The sequence below is a fragment of the Enterococcus malodoratus ATCC 43197 genome, from assembly GCF_000407185.1.
In the GTDB taxonomy this organism is placed as follows: Bacteria; Bacillota; Bacilli; order Lactobacillales; family Enterococcaceae; genus Enterococcus_A; species Enterococcus_A malodoratus.
The window spans coordinates 24,745-40,742 of the sequence record NZ_KE136485.1 but is presented as its reverse complement, the minus strand read 5'-3'; the positions used below and the strand labels follow the sequence as shown (position 1 = coordinate 40,742).

17 protein-coding genes and 1 pseudogene are annotated in these 15,998 nt (G+C 37.7%); 5 read left to right on the top strand and 13 right to left on the bottom strand.

Annotated features, from left to right (window positions below):
• The first annotated feature begins 183 nt into the window (after positions 1 to 183).
• Positions 184 to 864 carry an IS6-like element IS1216 family transposase gene (locus I585_RS22570; protein ID WP_016249960.1) on the top strand — a complete coding sequence of 227 codons (681 nt, stop codon included), beginning with the start codon at positions 184 to 186 and terminating at the stop codon, positions 862 to 864.
• 33 nt (positions 865 to 897) lie between these two features.
• Here the strand turns inward: I585_RS22570 and I585_RS22565 are convergent, their stop codons facing one another.
• The 5 genes from I585_RS22565 to I585_RS23985 form a co-directional block, all read right to left on the bottom strand.
• Positions 898 to 1,614, bottom strand: coding sequence for an AAA family ATPase (locus I585_RS22565; RefSeq protein WP_010738954.1), 717 nt, complete (start codon positions 1,612 to 1,614; stop codon positions 898 to 900).
• Positions 1,607 to 3,043, bottom strand: a complete 1,437-nt coding sequence (locus I585_RS22560) for a Mu transposase C-terminal domain-containing protein (RefSeq protein ID WP_010738953.1) — start codon at positions 3,041 to 3,043, stop codon at positions 1,607 to 1,609. Before I585_RS22560 ends, I585_RS22565 begins: the two co-directional genes overlap by 8 nt.
• The gene (locus I585_RS22555; RefSeq protein WP_010738952.1) at positions 3,015 to 3,608 is read right to left on the bottom strand and encodes a recombinase family protein; all 594 of its coding nucleotides are present in this window, start codon (positions 3,606 to 3,608) and stop codon (positions 3,015 to 3,017) included. Before I585_RS22555 ends, I585_RS22560 begins: the two co-directional genes overlap by 29 nt.
• A gap of 266 nt (positions 3,609 to 3,874) precedes the next feature.
• Complete coding sequence (locus tag I585_RS22550) at positions 3,875 to 5,698, bottom strand: leucine-rich repeat protein (RefSeq protein ID WP_010738951.1); 1,824 nt, start codon at positions 5,696 to 5,698, stop codon at positions 3,875 to 3,877.
• A gap of 505 nt (positions 5,699 to 6,203) precedes the next feature.
• A complete protein-coding gene (locus I585_RS23985) occupies positions 6,204 to 6,293 on the bottom strand; it encodes a type I toxin-antitoxin system Fst family toxin (protein ID WP_111945280.1) in 90 nt (29 codons plus the stop codon).
• A gap of 423 nt (positions 6,294 to 6,716) precedes the next feature.
• Between I585_RS23985 and I585_RS22545 the strand changes: the two genes are divergently transcribed.
• Complete coding sequence (locus tag I585_RS22545; protein ID WP_010738950.1) at positions 6,717 to 6,995, top strand: hypothetical protein; 279 nt, start codon at positions 6,717 to 6,719, stop codon at positions 6,993 to 6,995.
• 122 nt (positions 6,996 to 7,117) lie between these two features.
• Positions 7,118 to 7,489: a transposase gene (locus tag I585_RS23795; RefSeq protein ID WP_010738949.1), complete on the top strand. Its 372-nt coding sequence runs from the start codon at positions 7,118 to 7,120 to the stop codon at positions 7,487 to 7,489.
• Here the strand turns inward: I585_RS23795 and istB (I585_RS22540) are convergent.
• Positions 7,426 to 8,154, bottom strand: a complete 729-nt coding sequence (gene istB / locus I585_RS22540) for an IS21-like element helper ATPase IstB (protein WP_010738948.1) — start codon at positions 8,152 to 8,154, stop codon at positions 7,426 to 7,428. The genes I585_RS23795 and istB (I585_RS22540) overlap by 64 nt on opposite strands.
• The gene (istA, locus tag I585_RS22535) at positions 8,151 to 9,560 is read right to left on the bottom strand and encodes an IS21 family transposase (RefSeq protein ID WP_034709730.1); all 1,410 of its coding nucleotides are present in this window, start codon (positions 9,558 to 9,560) and stop codon (positions 8,151 to 8,153) included. The genes istB (I585_RS22540) and istA (I585_RS22535) overlap by 4 nt, the downstream gene beginning before the upstream one ends.
• Positions 9,561 to 9,696: 136 nt before the next feature.
• Between istA (I585_RS22535) and istA (I585_RS22530) the strand changes: the two genes are divergently transcribed.
• Positions 9,697 to 10,680 carry an IS21 family transposase gene (istA, locus tag I585_RS22530; RefSeq protein ID WP_099050648.1) on the top strand — a complete coding sequence of 328 codons (984 nt, stop codon included), beginning with the start codon at positions 9,697 to 9,699 and terminating at the stop codon, positions 10,678 to 10,680.
• A gap of 8 nt (positions 10,681 to 10,688) precedes the next feature.
• Positions 10,689 to 11,483, top strand: a complete 795-nt coding sequence (gene istB, locus I585_RS22525; protein ID WP_010738945.1) for an IS21-like element helper ATPase IstB — start codon at positions 10,689 to 10,691, stop codon at positions 11,481 to 11,483.
• 44 nt (positions 11,484 to 11,527) lie between these two features.
• On the opposite strand, the pseudogene I585_RS22520 reads toward istB (I585_RS22525), so the two are convergent.
• The 6 genes and pseudogenes from I585_RS22520 to I585_RS22495 form a co-directional block, all read right to left on the bottom strand.
• Positions 11,528 to 11,785: pseudogene (locus I585_RS22520) on the bottom strand (DUF4158 domain-containing protein); the annotation flags it as partial.
• Between the two features lie 3 nt (positions 11,786 to 11,788).
• Entirely contained in the window at positions 11,789 to 12,343 is a 555-nt protein-coding gene (locus I585_RS22515; protein WP_010738943.1) for a recombinase family protein, read from the bottom strand.
• Positions 12,344 to 12,695: 352 nt separating this feature from the next.
• Positions 12,696 to 14,099 (bottom strand): PTS galactitol transporter subunit IIC, encoded by a 1,404-nt coding sequence (locus I585_RS22510; protein ID WP_034709728.1) that lies wholly within the window; start codon positions 14,097 to 14,099, stop codon positions 12,696 to 12,698.
• Positions 14,100 to 14,123: 24 nt separating this feature from the next.
• Entirely contained in the window at positions 14,124 to 14,420 is a 297-nt protein-coding gene (locus tag I585_RS22505; protein WP_010738941.1) for a PTS sugar transporter subunit IIB, read from the bottom strand.
• Positions 14,421 to 14,435: 15 nt separating this feature from the next.
• Positions 14,436 to 14,903 (bottom strand): PTS sugar transporter subunit IIA, encoded by a 468-nt coding sequence (locus I585_RS22500; protein WP_010738940.1) that lies wholly within the window; start codon positions 14,901 to 14,903, stop codon positions 14,436 to 14,438.
• Positions 14,904 to 15,046: 143 nt separating this feature from the next.
• Positions 15,047 to 15,988, bottom strand: a complete 942-nt coding sequence (locus tag I585_RS22495) for a sugar-binding transcriptional regulator (RefSeq protein ID WP_010738939.1) — start codon at positions 15,986 to 15,988, stop codon at positions 15,047 to 15,049.
• Positions 15,989 to 15,998 lie beyond the last annotated feature (10 nt).

Genomic DNA, 15,998 nt, shown 5'->3' with positions numbered 1-15,998 from the left:
TTTATACTCTTGCTATACTTCGTACTGAAGTACATCAGAAAAATGCCAGCTCCTAGTGAAAACCAGGTGCTGGCATTTTTCTATATTTATCCTCTTGATAGAAGAAATCGGTTCTGTTGCAAAGTTTTAAATCTACTATCAAATAAGGTAGAATAATAGAAAAAGATAGCAGGAGGAATGACGATGAATCATTTTAAAGGAAAGCAATTTCAGCAGGATGTGATTATTGTAGCCGTGGGCTACTATCTTCGTTATAACCTTAGCTATCGTGAAGTTCAAGAAATCTTATATGATCGTGACATTAACGTTTCTCATACGACGATTTATCGTTGGGTGCAAGAATATGGCAAACTACTCTATCAAATTTGGAAAAAGAAAAATAAAAAATCCTTTTATTCATGGAAAATGGATGAAACGTACATCAAAATTAAAGGAAAATGGCATTATTTGTATCGAGCCATCGATGCAGATGGTTTAACCTTGGATATTTGGTTACGTAAAAAACGGGACACACAAGCAGCCTATGCTTTTCTTAAGCGGTTAGTGAAGCAGTTTGATGAACCGAAGGTTGTAGTCACAGATAAAGCCCCCTCTATTACAAGTGCCTTTAAGAAACTAAAAGAATACGGCTTTTATCAATGGACAGAACATCGTACCATTAAATACCTGAATAATTTGATTGAACAAGACCATCGTCCAGTAAAGAGACGCAATAAATTCTATCGAAGTTTACGCACTGCCTCTACCACGATTAAAGGCATGGAAGCCATTCGAGGATTATATAAGAAAACCCGAAAAGAAGGCACTCTCTTCGGGTTTTCGGTCTGTACTGAAATCAAGGTATTATTGGGAATCCCAGCTTAAATCATAGATACCGTAAGGGATTTTATTCTTTATTTAAAACTTTGCAACAGAACCAAAGTTACCCTTCGTGATTTTTATGATACTAGTTATAGCTTCGTAGTCTGAAAAATCTTCAAGTTTAAGATCCAATCCAAGATCAGACCACTTATATTCAATGATATGATGAGTTTCATCTTTACTAAGGTTATCAAACTCATGTGCAAATCCGATTCTTGAATAGAGTTGAGGGTATCTACTTAATCGTTTTTCTATACCAGGCATACCGATCAGGACCATAGCAATATCATTTTGATCATAAATATCTCTTAATTGCTCGAAATGTTGAAGTTTTAAACGGTCAATTTCATCAACGATAATTAAATCAATTCCCTTATACGCGTCAGTTGATAAACCTCCGTCTTCTTTTCCTTCTTTTTCGGTAAGATAAACACTACGAGTCAGCCCAATCCGAATTCCATAAGTATGAATATCACTGCTAATCCTAGTTTGTTTTTCTGCTGGTGCTGTGCAAAATATCGTATTGGCGTAAAGAATTTCTTTTGTAGCATCTATCCCGATTTCTTTATTGACTTTGAAATCTATTTGTTTAAAAATATTATCCCAGTTAGCATAATGACGTGCTGAAACAGTCTTTCCAACTCCAGGCATTCCATAACAAACACCAATATACTTATACTTTATGCATGCGTCACAAAACTCCGCAAATCGTTTGTATTCCTTTGTCTCTATAAATTTTTTCGTCTTATTCATTGAGATACCTCTTTAGAATTGATTTTTTCTTTCTATTAGAATTGGAATTTTTTTCCTCTTGTTCTGTAATCAAGAGATCGATTGAACTTGGAGAATGAACTTTTTCCTTCAGTATCTTTTTACGTTTATTCCTTGCTGCAATCAAATCATCCATATCAATCGAATAATTTGATATCTCAGGAGATATTGCATTACATAAAAATTGATTGCGATAAAACACTCGGATTTCTGCTATGTCCGAAGGATTGTATCGAATTAGGACCGACTCTCCTACAAAAGCAGAGAGGTTGGGGTTGGTATATCTTAGCCCTTGAAAATGAATACCATCTGAATGCACTTTTCTCGACTTAGAAATTTCCAGCAACAATAAGTCTAATTTTTCAAGGTTTTCTGGAAGGTTCGGTAAAAATGATTTTGAATTCCATTTATCGGTTGGACACATCTTGATTGAAGAATGTTCTTTAAGGTTATAGTCATAGATCAAAAAATGATGAAGTTTATTCCGAAATTCTTGAAAATTAAGTCGTTCTTCCTTATCAGAGTTTCCAATATATCCTGGTAAAGACTCTAAGAAGAGTTGATTAACTGTGAGAAAGAACCGTTCGATTTTCCCTCGACCACGTGGTACACCTACTTTAGAAAATAGTAAATTAATTCTGAGATCAATCGCGACTTGTTCCAAGTGATCTGAAGTGAAGTCACTCCCATGGTCTGTATAAAAGTGTTCTGGTATACCACAAATAGGCCATTTGGAATCTTGTTTGGTCCAAATAGCCTGGTGCAATGTTAATGCGGTATGAATAGCAGAAGGGGCGTCAAAGGATACAGAATAGCCGGCAATTGCACGACTGTAGTCATCCATGATAATCGTTAACCATGGACGTTTCAGAACTCCTTTAGTATCAATAATCTCAATATCTAATAAAGTATGGTCCGCTTGCCACACTTCATTTGGTCTTTTAGGCTCTCGAATTTTAATAAGGTCAAACATTTCTGAATAAACCTTCTCACCCTCATGAGCCAGTACACCAACAGAAGAGGGGAGAGATTGAATCGTTTTATAGACCTGACTATAGCTAGGGGGAACTAACCTGTTTTCGGAACAAAAGTCACCTAGCTTTCTTTGAATGGTTGCAATACTCATTTTTCTATAACTAAAGAACAGCCTTTCAATTTCACTGACAACTTCTGGTTCTAAGCGAATTTTCCCACTATCAGATCTCTTTTTGTGAACTAGACCTATCAATCCTTCTTCTAGATAGTGCTTCTTCCAGCGTTGTAATGTCCGGAGTGGGATTCCTTCATCTTCAGAAACTTCAGCTAAAGATTTCTGATAATCTAAATTGGATTTGATCATTTTGTATTTGGCCATTGCAGCGTGTCTTTGTTCGTCGGAATAATTAGCTAACTGATCCTTTCTGTTGTTCATTATCTTTGGCCTCCATTTTATTGAGATACCGATAAATTGTTGTCCGAGAGACGTTCCATTTTTCCGCAATCGTTTTAATTGGCGTTCCGTTATCAATCAATGTTTTCAGCAAATCCAAATCACTAGATGTTAATTTTTCTGGCCGACCTCCAAAGCGACCTCTTGCTCTTGCTGCTGCACGACCAGCTGCGGAACGTTCTAAAATCAAATTTCGCTCAAATTCTGCAAATGCCGCAAATAGATGAAACATCAATTGACCAGTAGAGCTAGATTTATCCATCGTAATATTTTCTTGTAGACTATGAAAACTGACTCCACGTTCGTTCAATTGATTGACGATCGAAATAAGATCCTCCATATTTCTTCCTAGTCGATCCAACCGCCAAACAACTAAAGTATCACCTGAGCGGACAAAATCGATTGCTGTTTCTAATCCAGGTCTATTACTTTTTGCGCCACTCATATGATCAGTGAAAATTTTCTCGCAACCAAATTTATTTAAACTATCTTCTTGTAAATCTAAATTTTGCAATCCGGTGGAAACCCGGGCGTATCCTATTTTCAAAAAAATCGCTCCTTTTCGTTAATTATTGTACCATAACTTTATCTATATAGATTAATTGAACATAGATTTTGAAACGGGTTAATGAACACGAAAAGGATTCATTCTAATAAAAAAAGAGTGAAAAAAGAAAGTGTACAGAAAAGGGTCATTTTCTGTACACTGAAGCTCTCATTTATATGTTCATGAGGAGTTTAGAAAGTTCTAGAGGAAACAAAAATATGTTAAACTTCTTTCAATTTCTTTCATCATTGAATAGGACTTCAAAGTTACTCTCTATTGACAATTACGCCGTTATCGAACACATTTGATCCTAATTGACAATCTATAGCAATTGTCACACTAGTCAATTGATTATTCCAGAAAGCATTATAATCAATTGACTTAACGCTGGACGGAATAGATACATCCGTCAACAAATTATTCCCAAAAGCCCAACTTCCGATTGATGTAATGTTTTGAGGAATTGTTACATTCGTAAGCTTATTATCTGTAAATGTTCCCTTTTCAATAGCTTGAAGACTTGACGGGATGGCGATACTGTTTAATTGATTACTTGCAAAGGCGTCTTCTCCGATCATTGTGACTTGATCTGGAATGCTTACTGTCGTTAGCTTATTGTTATAAAATGCGGAATTTCCAATGGTTACCAATCCGATAGGAAGATCAATGCTCTCCAGTTGGTTATGTGCAAACGATGCATAGGCGATAGATTCAATCCCATCGGGAATCGCCACACTTTTTAGTTTATTTTCGGTAAATGCCCGATCTCCAATAGCTGTCACGCTTGATGGGATAGATATAGTCACTAGATTATTATATGAAAACGCATCATTTTTAATCGTTTGAATACCCTCAGGCAGTGCTACATTTTCTAATTGATTTCCTGTAAACACACCACTTTCGATCGAAACGAGGCTATTTGGAACAATAATTTCTTTCAATTTATTATTGGCAAATGCATAACTCTTAATCTCTTTGACTGTATCCGGGATAGTCACACTCGTTAAATTCTTATTCCCAAGTGCCCATGATCCAACTGAGGTCACTGGATACGCGATTCCTTCACGAACAACATACTCTGGAATAACTGGAGCTGTGCTTTCTTGCCCGCTCTTAAACCCAGTAATAGTCGATTCTTTATTTTTAATTGTCGTTGAAAAAATATCTTCGGCATCAGGAACATACTGGAAACTTATTGTCGTATCTGCTTGCACATTATCGACTGTTTGTGTAGTCTCCCCCCACATTGCATACCCAACGATAGTTGGTGCCGTAGCAGTATAACTACTCCCCTGTTCTACTTGGATACTAGTCGCTTGTTGGATATCCTCCTGTGCAGGATTCAGATAAGCTACTTTTATCGTATACTTTTTGCTCTCAATTTTTTTCTCTAATCCATCAAATGCCTTTTGAAGTGTCTCCTTGGCGTTCGTTACTTGTGCTTGCGTGGCTTTTTCATTGGCTAGTACATTTTTGGCATTATCTAAAGTATTCTGGAATGTTTTCCATGACGCCTCGGTATACGTTCCTTTATTCGTCCCCTTAACTTTATTATAAAGCGCTTGTAATTCGGCTTTATTGACTGTAGGTGCTGTTTCTCTTTTCGCGCCATACCAAGCAATATTTTCATTTCTCCAACCGACTTTTATTAAATGATTCTGTTCGGCTTTGCTAACCGTATAGTTATGACTTCCAGCTTTAGCATTTGGATTATAAGCGCGATACAGTGGAATCTTTTTATTTTTATCAGAATACCACCCGATTCCTTCGTATCTCCAGCCTACTTTTACCAAATGATCGCGTTCAAAACCATGCGGTGTGTAGTGATGATCGCCTGCATTTGGATTATACATCCGATATACTGGATCACCACTGGTTGGCGCATACCACCCGATTCCTTCATCATTCCAGCCCACCCGTTTTAACAAATCCCGTTCATTTGTATTTGCCGTGTAAAAGTGCTCCCCACTATTTGGATTGTAGAGACGATACATATCATTTGTCGCGGCTTCTGCATTTGAACTTAAGAACATAATGACTAATAACCCAGCAAACAATAGAATACAACTTAATCTGAAGCTTCTTTTCATATTTTTCGCTCCCTTCAGCTAAAAACATGCCAAACAAACACTTGCCATTGTAACCTTACACTTATATGATATAAGTTATTTTTAGGTTATACAATAAATATTTTAAAAATGACGTTAATAAAAACAATAGGATGTTCGAAGCTAAATCAAATCGCCATTTACTAAAGAAGTAATATGCCATTTAAATTCCAAAGTGACAACCGGAGGAAAAACGCGTTTTCCTTAGAGCCGCAAGGGATAGAGGGTTTTTAGCGAATGTAACACAATCCGTTTGTGTTACATTGATTGATCTAAGATTTTCTCTCTCCGTAATTCAGTTTACAAAAACAATCTTTAGAAAAAAACACACATAAATTAATCCATTCTCCCTATATACCCATTAGATTGAGTCTTGTTCAAATTTATGTTATTATTGTCTTGCAGATAAGAACAATGTGTACACTAAACCCCTAGAGAGGTCGGATTCTCTAGGGGTTCTTTTTTGGCCAATGTCGCCATAATTGTTTTACTTCTTGCTTTTCGTATTTAGCCAATACTCGAAGAGGGCTACGATAAGCCCAACAAGAAGGGGGCAGATAAATGAATAGAACAACATGTACACCTCCTCCCAGTCGCAAAACTGTCGGATAGGCGACTATTCATTTTATCATTTCTATTATGTTTTATCTACATAGGCAAGAACAGAAGTATTTTGAGCAACTCTATTTTGCAGTTTTATTTTCCTCTACTTTATCAAGTATAAAAGCAGGGGAAGTTGTACTCTAGTGTGTTTTTGTGGGAGCAGTTCTATTCACGTATAAATTTTAGGAAATAATTTGACACAAGTATATGACATTTGAGAAATCTCACTGTTAAGCGTTTTAGTCAGCATGCCAAAACTGTTAAGTTTCTGACACGAAAAAAGGAATCGAAAAAATTCGATTCCTTAAAAATACAGCTTAATTTAAAACTCTCTCGCAAAAAGCGTCCCATCAATTGACTCTGATCCACTCCTTATTTCTATTAGTAATGGTATACTATGAGTAAAATAGGAACGGATGGTGTCGTAGATATGAGTAAAACCAAAAAGAATGAGGTCGTTGGTACAATCGTTGAAGTTTTTCAACTTCTACCTGATCCCATAGAAATCCGGAATACTAAGTCTGCCACGTTTAGTTATGAGATTGATGGTAAATACTATGTTTCAGAAAACAGCATAACGGTTCCAATGAGGTTTGAAGTAGGTGATAAAATGACTATAAAATATAATGTCGATCATCCAACTGAGATTTTCAATAAGCACTACTTCGTGATCTGAAATATAAACGTATTAACTTGCTGTGAATCCCGACAGTAAAATGTAAGAAAATGCCGACGAGAAAAATGGTGTTTTTCTTACATTTTTTAGTACACTGATTTAAAAACAATCCGGAGGATTTTATGCGATCAGATGTACGTGAAGGAGTTCAAATTTATATTATGAGTGATATTAAACCTAATTTTACCCACTTAGCCCGACAGTTCGAATGTGATCCGCGTACTGTCAAACGTTACTACGAAAACGATCTATCTAAAAAGAAAGCCGTACCTAAAAAACGCCCGAGCAAATTAGATCCTTTTCGATCAATTATTCAAGAGAAAGTAGAACTAGGCTGTTCTGCGTCAGCGATTTATCTGTGTTGTGCAATAGCTTTTTACAAAAAAATGCAGCCGAAAGTGCAGAGTTTTGCTGCAACTAGTTTTTTCCTTCAATATGATTTAGATAATGAGTTTTTCAACCTGAAACTTTCGCCTTTAAAGCCGATAATATGAGCATGATGGATTAGCCGATCAACGAGAGCGGCTGTTAAACGAGAATCCATAAACACTCGATTCCATTGACTGAACTCTAAATTAGAGGTAATAATAATGCTCTTTTGCTCATACCAATCTGAAATCAGTTGGAAGAGCAGTTCAGCTCCTTCTTTCGTCAATGGTAAGTACCCCATTTCATCAAGAATAATTAATTCTGTTGTTTCGAATCGCTTCTTGAAACTGGCTAGCTGTTGTTTTTTTAAGGCACTTTCTAATTGTTCAACGAGATTGTTTACTCGGAAGAATTTGGTTGAAATACCTTCACTACAGGCTTTTCTCCCTAATGCGATCGCTAGATGTGTTTTCCCTGTACCAGGAGAACCAACACAAACAATGTTTTCTTGCCTTTTTAGAAAATCAAGAGAGACAAGGGTCTCCTTATCTAGATGGGCTGGTAGAAAAATATCTTCGTGCCATTCATAGTTCTTTAGCGATTTTGGTACAGGAAATTTGGCTAATTTTTCCATCCGTTCTAATTTGATCTGCTGTCTGGTCTCAAGCTCTAAACGGAATAAATCGGTAATAAATTGTTCTGGAGCTTCGAAAGAAGCTCTTGGTAAGTTAGTGATGATATGGCTTAATCGAAGCTTTTTACAATAATCTTCTAGAGTCTGTCCAGTCATTTTTGCGCTCCTCCTGATTTTGTTAATGCATCATAGTTTGACCAATTCACATCAAAGTCAGAGGGGGCATCTTCTTGAACAACTAATTCGTAAAATTGTTCATTAATTTGTTGGATATCATAGGTCGCTAATAAACTTAGTAATTGTTTTATACGTCTGTATTTAAGGTGATTATTATCAATTGCTAGATAATTTTGAAGGCGTGCAGGCAAGTACTTCCAATACCTTGAATAACTAACGACATTCAATTTATTACTCCATTGTTTCAAGATATCACGCCATGGGATCAATCGTTTTTTGTTCATATAGGGGCGATATTCGTTCATTAAGAGTTCTCCATGAGGCGTAAGGACTTTGAATGCATTCCAAGTCAAAACAACGGTCAATTGAGAATAGCCATATGCTTTAGGAATTTGAATAACAGTTTGATCCAATTTCATTTCGTGATAACGATTTAGTTTAGCTTCTACTTCTTTAAAAATTGGGTAATCCTCTTGTGGGAGAGAATGTAACGCCTTACTTTCTTTCTTCCACAAGTCTTCGATTAATTGATGTTTTGAATAATGCGTCCTTTTTCGATCTGTTTTCAATTGTTCTTCAAGCTGCTTATTTAGGGACTCAAAAGAGTCCATGATTGGCGAAGTCGAGAAAAAATTGTATCGGACATAGCCCACTTTATTTTCGACATGTCCTTTTTCATGCCCACTACGTGGGTTACAGACTTGAACATCACAACCATAATGAATGGTGAAACGTAAGAATTCATCGGTTAGTTGTGCGTCTTCAAATTTTGATTTTGTTTTTTTCACCGCTGGAGTTAAGTTATCTATTCTGATCGTTTTTGGAACGCCGCCGCATTGATTAAATAGTTGTTTTAATGCTTCCAGGAAACACTCTTGGTTTTGAGCTGGCATGGCACTTGCGAACGTCGCATTACTATAGGGAAATGACATGATAAGAAGTTGTATGTCTTTCATGTGATCTTCGTGCATTACTTCCATTGTTCCAAAATCGATCTGTGCTTCTCCGATCGGATGATCAAGGCGATCGACAGCTTTGTAATTTGTTTCGTCGTAACGCTGTTTTTTCCATTGAGAAATATAGACGCAAACTGTTCGATAGGAGCCAGGGAAACCCAAAGGTTTCAATTGTTCATAGATAGCTTTGGCAGTTCTACGGAGTTTTCTACGTAAACGTAGGTCTTCTTCTAGCCAACTACCGATAATTTCTCCCCAGCCATCATCCATCATGGATTTATTTTTTCGAATAGGATCCGTAATGAATAGCTGATCACTGTCGGCGTATTTTTTCGCTGTTCGCCAATTGATATTCATTGCTTTTCTTATCTGATCAATTGACTGATCACGATTATTTCTCAAATGTTTTATCGTTTTAATATCATCCAAAGTTAACAACCTTTCTGTACCTCCATCACTAAGTCATTAAAACTTATGATGGAAGGAAACTAGTTCGCAGTCAAACTGCTGTATAGTTGTGTACTTTCGGCTGCATTAGTGTGTAGTTAAATTCTGCCACAAACAGATTTATCGCTTTATTAAGAAGAAAGGTTATGAAGGGAAAGATTCTATTCTAAGAGATTACTGCAGTCAATTGCGAAAAACACATATTCAGAAAGCGACAATCCGAATTGAAACACAGCCGGGTTTGTCTGCACAAGTTGACTGGAAAGAAGATCTGGTCCTTTACAATCGTTCGGGTCAACGGTTCCAAATCAATTTATTTTTATATGTTCTAGGCTTTTCACGTTGGAAGTATATCGAGTTAACGCTAGACAGAAAACAAGATACACTACTTCGTTGTTTGAACAATGCCTTTCTCTCTTCTGAAGGAATCCCGCATGAAATCTGGTTTGATAATATGCGTACTGTCGTTGATCAAAGTAGAACGCAGTTTAGAAAGATAACTTGGAACCAAAGGTTCTATGAATACAGTAAAGACGCAGGATTTAAACCAATTGCTTGTCGACCATATCGACCGCAAACAAAAGGAAAAGTAGAAGCCTTAGCCCGAACGGTCGAGCAGCTAAAAGTATACAACGGTGAATTTGATACATTGGATGATTTAATCGATCTTGTTTTTGAATTCAATGAAGAGCTGAACAAAGAAACCTCTCAAGCAATTGATGGCCCACCAATACTGAAATTTACTGCACACGAAAAAGAGCACTTATTGCTCTTTGATTCAAAATTACTAACGACCTACACACAAGATGTCCTCTCTCGTAAGGTATCTAAAGAATCGCTCGTGATTTATCAAAAGAATAAGTACTCTGTACCCGTTCGCTATATCGGCAAGACAGTTTCTCTCCAAGCTGTTGCCGACGAACTTACTATTCATTATAACGGCGAATGCATTCAAAGACATCTTTTAAGTCAGAAAAAATTTAATTATGATTCAGATGATATGCAGGAGATTTTAAAATCCGATGTTTATCGAACAAAATCGGATGAAGAAATTGCACAATATGTTCAAGAAAATTTGAAACTCTACGACGAGTTCTATTAGGAGGCACCATGTCACAATACCAAGAGTTACTAGAGAATCTAACAACGTTAAAGCTAGATCAAATCAAAGAATATCTCCCTCGTTTTTTAGAATCTGAAAAAACAAAAGAACTATCCACAATCGATATTCTTTATTCATTAACGGAACGGGAATTAGCGTTTAGAAAACAACGGGCAGAAAAAATGAATATCAAAACGTCCCACTTTCCCTATGAAAAACGAATGTCCGATTTTGACTTTGATTATCAGCCAAGTGTGAACAAACGGCAACTGTTGGACTTATCCAGTCTGCATTTTATGGAACGACAAGAGAACATTTTATTTATCGGTAGCAGCGGTGTTGGAAAAACACATTTAGCAACGGCAATCGGTATGGAAGCTTGTCGTCAACGAATCAGCACCTATTTTATTACGTGTAATGAACTGATTCAGCGATTGACCAAAGCCTATCAAGAAAACCGGCACGAAGCATTAATAAAAAATTACTGCCGATATAAACTGCTCATTATCGACGAAATTGGTTATTTACCGATTTCAGAGGTTGGCGCAAATCTCTTTTTTCAGTTAATCACAAGGAGATATGAAACGAAATCGACGATTATTACAACCAATATCCCATTATCAAAATGGGGAGCAGTATTCTCAGACCCAACATTAGCAAATGCCATATTGGACCGATTGGTCCACCACTCCCAACTAATCAAGATTACCGGGAGGTCTTATCGCATGAAAGACTATTTGCTTGATAAGGATGTCCTTCAGGCTCCTACAGATGAGAAAAGCAAGAAAATCGGTAAAAACTAGCATATTTCCACCGGCAAAAAATTACATTTGAAAATCGGGATTGACATCTGGAGTTGGCGACTCACATAAGAGGTTAGTCTGGTTGATTTAATCGGCCAATTGCTTAAAGAACACCCAGGATACCGGGCCAAGCAAAGTTGTATGGCAAATCCTAATTTATTGATATTTCCACGGTGTTGATTAATAATCTCTAGATCATAATCAGAAAAACTAAAGTATGCTTGAAAATCTTCTTCTGATAAGTGATCTACAGAAAGAAGTCGCTCACGTTGTGAAGTAGTTAAAATTCTTTTCAAAGCCATATGTTAAGCGTTCCTTCTGTTGAGGTAACGGTAAAAGGTTGTTTTGCTTAATTTAGAGGCATCAAGAATTTGACGAATAGAATATTCTTTGCTGTCATACATTTTTAAAGCTAAATCAATTGATACCTGACCTTTACTTGGACGGCCACCTTTTTTTCCTCGGACTCTGGCTGCCTTAAGACCGGAGTTAGTTCGTTCAATAATAATGTCCCGTTCCAGTTCTGCTAAACTAGCCATAACTCGGAAAAAGAATCTTCCCATAGACGTGGAAGTATCTACATTATCTTGAATAGATATAAAATTGACGCCAAGTTCTTCAAATAATTCAGAAAGTTCAATCAAATGTTTAGTTGATCGTGAAATTCGATCTAACTTGTAAATGACAACAGAATCTCCTTCACGTAGTAGGTTGATCATTTCTTCTAATTGTGTTCGGTCTTTTTTCGCACCAGTTACTTTTTCTTGGAATAGTTTATCAATTCCATAATGAGTAAGCGCATCAATTTGTAAACTAAGATTTTGATCGTCTGTACTCACTCGAGCATAGCCAAAATTCATAAAAATAGCCTCCCTAATTTTTGTAATTCAAATGTACCATAACTCATTAAATACAACCATATAGGAACTATGAAAAAGGAACGGATTTTGGAACTTGATTTGCTTAAAAAATATTTAGAAAAAGCAGGAAATATAAAAGTACCATAAACGAAGGTTTCTGGGAAAGGAAATGGTACAAAATTATGACGGATGGATTTGCTACCGTACAAAAATGTCGAAATCTTGGAAAATGAGCTTTGTGATTGTGAAACAATCACAATGTTTCCTTGTCGTACAAAATTGTCAGATAAGAAAAAAAGCAACCCAGCATTTGCCAGGTTGTCCCAATAATATCTTATTCTTGCTCTCTTAATTACACCGCCGTATCCGCCTCAGCCTCCACATTGGCTTGTTCTAAATAATCTTCCAATTGATTCTTTTTTGTTTTCGTAATGAACAGCAGGCCAAGATAGACAGCCACTGAAATTCCGATTAATAACGGGCTTTGCGAGTTGAAGGCAAAGAACAGTAAAGCAAAAATTGGATTGCTCATATTAGCAAATGAGCAGATCAACATAGCGCCCGCCGGAATAGAGACCCCAGTTTCCACAGCCACTTCTGTAAAGATCGGTGCCACCGCTGTGATCGTCAATAACCCGATTGAAAAGTAAATCGCTCCTGAAATCAGTCCTTTTGCGATATTCCCTTTTGAAACGGACATAATCATCTGAATCACGTATGGAATCGCGATTAAATCCACCATTGGCAAGACCTGATTTCCCGGTAAGAAAATTGCGATTACCAGCATAATCGGAATCAATAGCATTCCTGTAAGTAAAGTTGAAGGTTCCCCGTAGCCGACCGCATCATTTACCCCAAGATACCAAACACGTTCCTTGTTGCCAGACTTAGTCGCCTTTCGTGAAGCGTCAGTGATCGCTGAGAAAGCTCCCGCGAAAATCCCAGCAATTTTTGGAAAGATTGACATCACCGCAGCCATAGAAATTCCTAATATCAGCATTTCGCCCCATGCGTTCAACTCACCTAAACGAGTCAGGTTACCGAAGAATCCTAGAATCACGCCTAAGATAAAGCCTAATGAAGCAGGTTCACCTAAGAAGCCCAGCTTGCTTTCAAGATACTCGGGGTTCAATTTTACCTTGTCCAGCTTAAATAAATTTAACACCTTATCCATCACGATCGCATATGGGACTGTGCAGGACATCAATGGTGCCACAATCACCGTTCGCGGATAGCCATAGAACTTCGACCAACGCTTCGCGATTGATTCGCAAAAAACCAATACATATAAATTCTGTAAAATCATCAATCCCATCGCCAGCCATAGATTGCCGGTAGTCAAATAGACCATCGAACCCCACAGCATGAACTGCCAATTATTCCAAAGATCAGACGGCATGAAAATATTAGTAAACTTCGTTAAAAAAAGAACAGTCTGGATCGCCAAACCAATAATCAGAAACAGCATCCCCACTTCTGTCGAATAAGCCACCACACTAGCCGCCTGCCAACCAACATCCAAAATACGCAGGTTGATCCCGGTATCCTCTACCATGCGCGTAACCACAGGTGTAACAATCGGCGTGAATGCCGTAATGATCATATTAAAGCCGGCTAACCCAATCCCCGCACTCAAAGCTGAGTTAAAAGCCTTCTTTACTGGTACCTTCAAAGCCAAGGCAATAAAGAATAGAACAAAAGGAACAACAACTGACGGACCGAACGCTTCCATAATTTTTGTTAATATCCCTAACACATTATCCAAAGTGGTGTCCTCCTTTTAAAGGTTTTCTACAAATGCATCCAGCTCTTCTTCAAACTCTTCTTCGCCCATCCCCGTGATCAAAGCAATCGCATTAATGACCGGAATCCCATAATCCTTTTTCTTTAAGGGACTTGTAAACACGATCAAGTCAAAACCACCTGCGTCTAAATTGGTTTCGACACCGTTAGGATTTGATTCCACTGTCGTTGATGAGTACCCTCGCTCCTTTAGCATGTCTTTCACTTTGTTCGCCACCATTGAACTAGTGACCGTTCCGGAGCCGCATACAGATAAAATTTTTAGCGTTTTCATTCTTTTCGACCTCCCTTATAGTTGTTCTTTCAAGACTTCTTTGAAGCGTTCAGGAGAATCCACTTGCTGGAATTGATTAGAGATACTTTCATTATTCAATGCCTGCATCATCTTTGTCAATAACACCAATTGATACTCACTTTTAGTAAAACCAAGTACAAAAAGCAATTTCACCGGGATCTCGATCTCTGGCTGATCCATTCGTTTAGTAATCACCTCATCTGTTAAACGAATCGCATAAACAAAAGGTTTCTTCACATATTTTGCATCCGTATGAGGTATCGCAACATTCCCAAAATTAGTGACTAATCCCGTTGGAAAATTTGCTTCTCGTTGCTGTAGCTTCTCACCGTAATCAGACACTACCATGCCCTTTCCTACCAATTCGTTCCCGATATCCTGATAAAGCTCTTGTAGATTTTCTTTCGTGACATCCAATGAAACAAAGAGCTCTGAAGCAAACTTTTCTGCTTCTGCGGTCATACTCAACCTCCTATTTGATTCCCTTATATTCTATTAGCTAAAATGTTTGATACCTCGTGCCTCTTCCCTTGCGTGATACTGCTTCGGAAAAATTAAATCAGAAAAAAATGTATCCGTTTTCATTTCCGCTAAAATGCGATGCTTTATTGCATCAACATTTCCTTCGCTGTGACGGTATCTGTAAAGAGGTAATCCACGTAGCCACCTAGCAAAGTTGCCTTTAAAACATCGCGCTTTTCTTCTCCGATGGCAACACAGACCTTATTTTCGACCTTCTGAAGCTGTTGTGCGCTGATACCGATGTGGCGCTTTGATAAACCTAAATCAAGAACCTGGCCTTCCTTGTCCAAGAAGGTTCCGACAATATCACCAACTACACCTTTTTCCAGCAAATCAAGAAAATCCTCTTCACCAAAATAGCCTGCTTCAACAACGATAGCATTTTTATGGATTTCACCGACACTGAACAAAGCAATGTCAAGCTTATCAAAAGAATCTAGAACATGCTTAATCTGTCGATCCTTCTTCAGGGCTAACGCGATTTCTTCTGAATCTACAAAGGCTGGAACCGGCAATTGGAACCATTCAGAGCCGTAACTTATTGAAAAATTGAGCACGATCGCCTCACTGTTGGTCACCATACTGTTGCGGGCAGCACCACCAGTGATTTGGATGACCTTTGTATCCTTTTTTTGCCTGCCCTTAAGATGCTCCGAAAGTTGATACAACGTTCTTCCCCAAGCCAGCCCGATTGTTTGACCATCCTGAATCAAATCATCAAGAAAGAGGGAAATTTGTTCTGACATCTCTTCAATGATCAGCTGCTTATTTGTTAATTGCGTATCATAAACAAAGGCTTTACGAATACCGAATGCCGTCGCCAACTGATCGCCTAAGCTCTTTTGATACGTCGTAGGAAAATTCAGCTCAACCTTGATGTAGCCATCCTTTTTCGCCCGCTTCAAAAGACGTGAAACAGTCGGCTTTGATAAATTCAGCTCCGTCGCAATTTGTGCTTGATTAATGTCCTGATAGTAGTATTTTTCGGTTACAACCTGCATTAGTTCCAATTGATCTTGTTCCATCTTTTATTTC

Bases quoted from the DNA above. Each gene is read 5' to 3' on its own strand.
- I585_RS22570 (WP_016249960.1), top strand. From the start codon at position 184: ATGAATCATTTTAAAGGAAAGCAATTTCAGCAGGATGTGATTATTGTA.
- I585_RS22565 (WP_010738954.1), bottom strand. From the start codon at position 1,614: ATGAATAAGACGAAAAAATTTATAGAGACAAAGGAATACAAACGATTT.
- I585_RS22560 (WP_010738953.1), bottom strand. From the start codon at position 3,043: ATGAACAACAGAAAGGATCAGTTAGCTAATTATTCCGACGAACAAAGA.
- I585_RS22550 (WP_010738951.1), bottom strand. From the start codon at position 5,698: ATGAAAAGAAGCTTCAGATTAAGTTGTATTCTATTGTTTGCTGGGTTA.
- I585_RS23985 (WP_111945280.1), bottom strand. From the start codon at position 6,293: ATGTTGTTCTATTCATTTATCTGCCCCCTTCTTGTTGGGCTTATCGTA.
- I585_RS22545 (WP_010738950.1), top strand. From the start codon at position 6,717: ATGAGTAAAATAGGAACGGATGGTGTCGTAGATATGAGTAAAACCAAA.
- I585_RS23795 (WP_010738949.1), top strand. From the start codon at position 7,118: ATGCGATCAGATGTACGTGAAGGAGTTCAAATTTATATTATGAGTGAT.
- istB (WP_010738948.1), bottom strand. From the start codon at position 8,154: ATGACTGGACAGACTCTAGAAGATTATTGTAAAAAGCTTCGATTAAGC.
- istB (WP_010738945.1), top strand. From the start codon at position 10,689: ATGTCACAATACCAAGAGTTACTAGAGAATCTAACAACGTTAAAGCTA.
- I585_RS22515 (WP_010738943.1), bottom strand. From the start codon at position 12,343: ATGAATTTTGGCTATGCTCGAGTGAGTACAGACGATCAAAATCTTAGT.
- I585_RS22505 (WP_010738941.1), bottom strand. From the start codon at position 14,420: ATGAAAACGCTAAAAATTTTATCTGTATGCGGCTCCGGAACGGTCACT.
- I585_RS22500 (WP_010738940.1), bottom strand. From the start codon at position 14,903: ATGACCGCAGAAGCAGAAAAGTTTGCTTCAGAGCTCTTTGTTTCATTG.
- I585_RS22495 (WP_010738939.1), bottom strand. From the start codon at position 15,988: ATGGAACAAGATCAATTGGAACTAATGCAGGTTGTAACCGAAAAATAC.